This is a genomic window from Patescibacteria group bacterium, assembly GCA_041650895.1.
Classification (GTDB): Bacteria; Patescibacteriota; Patescibacteriia; order 2-01-FULL-39-33; family 2-01-FULL-39-33; genus CAISTG01.
Map to the genome: position 1 here is coordinate 1 of JBAZKF010000014.1, position 3,035 is coordinate 3,035.

Below are 3,035 nucleotides of genomic sequence, written 5' to 3' on the forward strand. Positions count from 1 at the left end.
GCGTTCAGCTTCGATAGTGCCGTTGTCGTCGACGCATATAAAATATCGCCAACCGTGTAGACCGTTTGTCCCGTGCCGCCCTTATTCGCCGCAATCGCCGTTCCGCTCCATGTGCCGCTTGTGATCGTTCCGACTGAGTTGCCCGTACCGGACAACGTCACATTACCCGTCACCGCCAGAGTGCTTGCAAGCGTCGCCGCTCCCGTCGCCCGTATCGTTCCCGCGACATCCAACGTATACGCCGGCGTTGCCGACCCGATGCCGACGCGGCTGTTGGTCGTATCGATGTCCAACACATTCGTCGTGCCATCCGCCTTATTAAATTTTATCGCCGATGTGCCGTCCGCCGCCGGATAGATGATCGGAACCACCAGACTGGTGCTGATCTTGCCCGTACCAACGACATCCAACGTCTTCGTCGGCGCTGTCGAGCCAATACCCACGTTGCCCGCAGTATCAATCGTCATCGATTGGTTCGTGATACCTGTCGCCAAGGCATTTGACGTTCCAAACTGCAATGCGCTTCCCGCCGCAGTCGAGTACATCCATATACCCGCCTTCGGCTTCGTTGCATTATTGTCGCTCGTCGACCAGAACACGCCCGGCGTATAGGCGCCCGTCGTCTGGTTCGTAATAATGTTGATGCCAGAATTTGTCAGCGCTTGCGTAAAGTTCGTCAGCGTTGTCGATTCATTCGCGTTGTACACCGACAGGTTCGTATTTGGTGTCAGTGTCCCGATACCGACATACGTCCCTGTATCAACCAACACGCCCGTCCCGAGCGTCGTTCCAGCCGTCCAACGCGCTACATAATTTGCCGTGCCGGAGCCGGTGATCGTTCCGCCGCCGCCGCTGCCAAGTGCGGTTCCGTTCCAGTACAATGTTCCGCCGACGTTATACAAAGCTGCTGCCGTCGACGTTGGCGTTCCCGCCTGAATGTGGATGCCCTGTCCGGAATAGACATCAAGCGCATTGACCGGCCCCGTGGTTCCGATGCCGACATTGCCGTTCTGGTCGATGCGCATCACTTCAACGCGTCCAGTAGCGCCGTCTGGTCTCGTAAAGAAGGATATATAAGAAGGAAGGGAGGCAGAACTTATGGTTCCAGTACCAACACGGAAATCTATCGACGACCCACTTTCGAAAGAGCTGCCAGTATACCCTCTGCTTACAAAATACGTAAGACGATCACCTGCCAGAACAGTGGAAGGCGATGCAAACGTGCCACGTGAATATCTCCCGACTATTCCGCCTCCACCCGTAACGCCTGATCCATAACCATCAACCTGAATGGAAATAGCCCCGCCCGCGTTATCCCCAATTACATAGAGTGGAGTGGTGTCCGTTGTCGTATAAAGATTCAAAAGAGATGTAGGCGCCGCTGTTCCGATACCCACGTTGGTACCGTTGTCATACAACACGCCCGTCCCAAGCGACGTCGCACCTGTCCACCGCGCAACGTAGTTCGCCGTGCCGCCGCCCGTGAATCCACCTGCCGCCGCCGCCCACGTCGGCGCCGTCCCCGCGCCATGCGCCGTCAGCACATAGCCGCTCGTCCCCGCCGTCAGCTTCGACAGCGTATTCGCCGCAGAGGCGTACAGAATATCGCCCGTCGCATACGTCGTCTGCCCCGTTCCGCCCAACGTTTCATCCAACGTTGCTGACGTCGACAACAACCCCGCAGCGCTGTTCACCACAACACCCGCCGTCGAGAACGCCGATACCGTCGGCGCCACCGTAAACGTCGCCGCACCCGTTACTCCGAGCGTGCCCCCGATGGTGACGTTGCTGGCAAATTTAGCCTTACCTGTCAGCCCCAATTCAATGCCGATTGTGCCATTATTGGCAATTATTAGCTCATGACCCGCCAGAGTTCCTATGCCGGTAGTAGTACTATATGAGTATGCCATTCCATAAAGGGTGCCCAATGTATTGCCGGCAATATCGCAATCATAAGCAGCGCCCATTGACCAAATACACTGAATTTGAGCGGAGTTGTAAGTCCCGATAAGACCATATCTTTCACCATAAAATCCCGTGGTAGCGCGAGCACTCCCAGCTACGTCCAACGTATACGCCGGCGTTGCCGACCCGATGCCGACGCGACTGTTGGTCGTATCGATGTCCAACACATTCGTTGTGCCGTCCGCCTTATTAAATTTAATCGCCGATGTGCCGTCCGCCGCCGGATAGATGATCGGAACCACCAGACTGGTGCTGATCTTGCCCGTACCAACGACATCCAACGTCTTCGTCGGCGCTGTCGAGCCAATACCCACGTTGCCAGCAGTATCAATCGTCATCGCCTGATTGGTGATGCCTGTCGCCAGAGCGTTCGACGTTCCAAACTGCAACGCGCTTCCCGCCGCAGTCTCGTACATCCATATCCCCGCCTTCGGCTTCGTCGCATTGTTGTCGCTCGTCGACCAGAAAATGCCCGGCGTATAGGCACCCGTCGTCTGGTTCGTAATAATGTTGATGCCAGAATTTGTCAGCGCTTGCGTAAAGTTCGTCAGCGTTGTCGATTCATTCGCGTTGTAAACCGACAGGTTCGTATTTGGCGCCGCCGTCCCGATGCCAACGTTCGTACCGTTGTCGTACAGCACGCCCGTCCCAAGCGACGTTGCACCTGTCCAACGCGCTACATAATTCGCCGTACCCCCGCCCGTAAACCCACCTGCTGCTGCCGCCCACGTCGGCGCGGCACCCGCGCCGTTCGACGTCAGCACATAGCCGCTTGTTCCTGCGTTCAGCTTCGATAGTGCCGTTGTCGTCGACGCATATAAAATATCGCCAACCGTGTAGACCGTTTGTCCCGTGCCGCCCTTATTCGCCGCAATCGCCGTTCCGCTCCATGTGCCGCTTGTGATCGTTCCTAACGTATTGCCGGTGCCCGAGAACGTCACGTTCCCCGTCGCCCGTATCGTTCCCGCGACATCCAACGTATACGCCGGCGTTGCCGACCCGATGCCGACGCGACTGTTGGTCGTATCGATGTCCAACACATTCGTTGTGCCGTCCGCCTTATTAAATTT

The 3,035-nt window shown here is 56.8% G+C and carries 1 protein-coding gene; it reads right to left on the reverse strand.

All coding sequences use genetic code 11. From position 1 onward, the window contains the following. Positions 1-3,035: hypothetical protein (locus WC473_06155; GenBank protein ID MFA5125369.1), on the reverse strand; the 3,035-nt coding region annotated here is incomplete at both ends.